2 protein-coding genes and 1 pseudogene are annotated in these 2,727 nt (G+C 47.9%); 2 read left to right on the top strand and 1 reads right to left on the bottom strand.

Annotated elements, in window-relative coordinates; all coding sequences use genetic code 11:
* Positions 1 to 139: 139 nt before the first annotated feature.
* Positions 140 to 805, bottom strand: a complete 666-nt coding sequence (locus tag VE954_RS07160; RefSeq protein ID WP_324951125.1) for a trypsin-like serine protease — start codon at positions 803 to 805, stop codon at positions 140 to 142.
* A 968-nt stretch (positions 806 to 1,773) separates the two neighbouring features.
* Between VE954_RS07160 and VE954_RS07155 the strand changes: the two genes are divergently transcribed.
* Positions 1,774 to 1,998 carry a hypothetical protein gene (locus VE954_RS07155; RefSeq protein WP_324951123.1) on the top strand — a complete coding sequence of 75 codons (225 nt, stop codon included), beginning with the start codon at positions 1,774 to 1,776 and terminating at the stop codon, positions 1,996 to 1,998.
* Positions 1,999 to 2,253: 255 nt separating this feature from the next.
* A pseudogene (locus VE954_RS07150) lies at positions 2,254 to 2,727 on the top strand (hypothetical protein); the annotation flags it as partial.

Genomic DNA, 2,727 nt, shown 5'->3' with positions numbered 1-2,727 from the left:
AGTCCAGCGGCAACTGTTCAAACCAAGTGCGAAGAGAAAAACCCGGCTGCATAGTCGGGGCTGTGGATCCACGCACGCGTTACTTGAAGGGGGACCTTGCGTTTTTTACAGGGGAACTGTCCGGCTGCTGGACCCATCCTTATAATGGACCTCCTGAATCGCCTGATGCTATCGCAGCAGATTTGCCTTCAAAATCCGGGATACTGGGATTTGGAGCAAGAACGCCAGTAAGTAAAATAACTCCATCTTTCGCATCGAAATCGATGAAAGTTCCGTTTCCGATCCTCTTGACACCAGCACCAGTCTCACTTTGGATTTCACCTTCTTCATCAACAGTTACCGTATTGTGGCCGTACCCCACAAGCGTCACCTTAGTCCCAAGTTTCGGAGTTTCCTGAGCAATGGCTGAGGACGAAGGCGCAATAGGCTCGGCAAAAGAAACAACCGCTAGGTCATGAACGGCTGAACCAAATTCGAACTTTGGATTGGCTTCAACCCTGACAGCTTCGGCAATTTTAATGACTTTATCGCTTTCAATATTCACGTAGGAAGCGCTTCCGGGCTTTCCAGTTTTTTCACTCACAACGCAGTGGGCTGATGTCAAAATCTGATTTCTGGTTATAAACGTTCCAGAACACCTCGCCCCCTCTCCGTCTTCAAAAGCTGTATCCACGACGACTACAGAAGAATATTCTCCCGCGGCAGGCTCCCTCCCATTTGTGATCTTTAATTTGCTATGATCACTGTTTCCACTGCAACCACCGAGTTGCAGAAGAAGAATGGACCATGGAATTAGAATTTTCATGAAAACTCCTTTTTTTTCTGACGATTAGGTAAACGAGGCCACTGACTGCTTTCAATCTGCAAACTTCTAACATGTCCACTTACTAATCCCCAGCATTGGCTACCGAAACTTATCCTGCGTGATTGCGGCTTCTTATTATTCTGCAAAAATATCTGGAATTTTTACTGACGCTGTTGGACGCCGGTAAGGATTGCATCCAACCCTACCAGATCGCATCAAACCATATGGAACCATTGGTTAATTGGTGTCTCCTCATCTGAAACCGTGGTAAAGCGGTCAGAGAAAGAAACGCCAAATGAGAGCAACCGCCAGTTCAAGCGTAGGACAAGAGGCATGGACACCATGGGGGAAGCTACCTTGGAGAGCGTCCTTGCATTCACAGCCCTGAAAATTGAGCTAGGATGGGGGCTGCACCGTATCGATTCCAAGCTTTGCACAAGGCATTTGGAGAAGGAGGAAAAGAACACAATTGAGAATGCGATTGATGAAATCGGGCTGCTGATCTAATTTTCAACCCCGAACAACAATTTTCCGACGCTCACTTTCACTCTGTGATCAATTCGAAAGCCTGAGCTGGTAATCAATCGGATTTTCATCAGTGTAGTTTTGCATAGGATTTGTTATATGGATTCAGGCAACAAGCCGTGAAATATTTACGGGAAAAGGATTCCAAGGCTAGTGGTGGGTTTATTGAACGAATCCTGACCCAGCCCATCTCTGCACTTGATATCGAGCCGTCTCGTCCGGTGCGTGCAGTGTGGCGAGAATCCCAGTACCTGTCTGACCAAGCTGAATTGCAAACCATGGCTCGGTCGAATGGCCTTTTTTTAAAACCGCAGAACTGCTTTAGGGCCACAATCCGCCCGGCCGCAATCCCATTCAAGCACAGGCTCACGAACTCCTGTAAGGCTTGAGGAGTGACTGTTGTTGCGGAATTTGTGATGACTGAGTTGAAGAGGAAAGAAGCCATGATCATGAAGAAATCAAGAGTCCCGCCTCGTAGCGTAGTCGCCATCCAAATCGTAAATGCCTGTGATCAAAAAGCTCAAAAAAATCAACTTAATATTGTTGGTGGGCGCCTCATCGCGAACCAGGATGTTGCCCCCAGTGAGCCTCGAAATGAAACGCTTCTATTACAGTATTCAAGCTCGCTCGTGGTTGCTGCTAAACGGCTACATCAAAAATCACGGTAACTTTTGCAAGCACATCAGCAGCGACAAAGTCGCAGCAATCGAATAACGGAGAGATGCAGCATGGTTGCTCGAACGAAGGGTAAACTTCAGTCTTGAATACCTGCTTCAAGATTGAAAAAGGTGATAGTGCCTGCACAGCCCCAACGGAAATGCCCTACACCGAGCCGATTTCTTACAGCGATTGGATTTTTGAAAAACGCGATAAATGATTTGGAAAAGTATCCTTATTGCTTGTCTAACTGATGGAGTGAACGTATGAAAAGATTTGAGATTGGTGTTCTTTCCTGGCTTTTGGTTGGCGGTATCCTGGGATGCGAGTCACGAAGCAGTGATTCAAATCTGGCGGCTTCCGCCCGTGGCCCCCGGATCTTCTATGTCGACAGTGTAGCAGGATCGGATGTGCCTTCCGAGACATCGCTTGAAACGCCCTGGCAGTCGCTGAATAAAATCAACGCCATGAAGCTTCTGCCTGGTGATGTGGTCCGGCTTAAACGCGGTTCAGTCTGGGATATAGGACTGGTTGTGAAGGATTCGGGCACCCCTGAAGCTCCGATTACCATCGAAGCTTATGGTGATGAAAATAAGCCAGTGCAGGAGATGAAGTCTCCTGTTATTGAGAACCCTGGCGCAGGACGCTGGGGGGCCGCAGTCGAACTGCAAGGCAGTTACATTATTGTTGAGGGTCTTTTGCTCCGCAATGCCAACGCTCGTGGTGTCATGATTAACGAG

Origin of the sequence: Oligoflexus sp. (assembly GCF_035638955.1) — a bacterium.
Lineage (GTDB): Bacteria > Bdellovibrionota_B > Oligoflexia > Oligoflexales > Oligoflexaceae > Oligoflexus.
The sequence above is the reverse complement of the archived record's forward strand: the minus strand, read 5'-3'. Positions and strand labels throughout refer to the sequence as shown.

Bases quoted from the DNA above. Each gene is read 5' to 3' on its own strand.
- VE954_RS07160 (WP_324951125.1), bottom strand. From the start codon at position 805: ATGAAAATTCTAATTCCATGGTCCATTCTTCTTCTGCAACTCGGTGGT.
- VE954_RS07155 (WP_324951123.1), top strand. From the start codon at position 1,774: ATGATCATGAAGAAATCAAGAGTCCCGCCTCGTAGCGTAGTCGCCATC.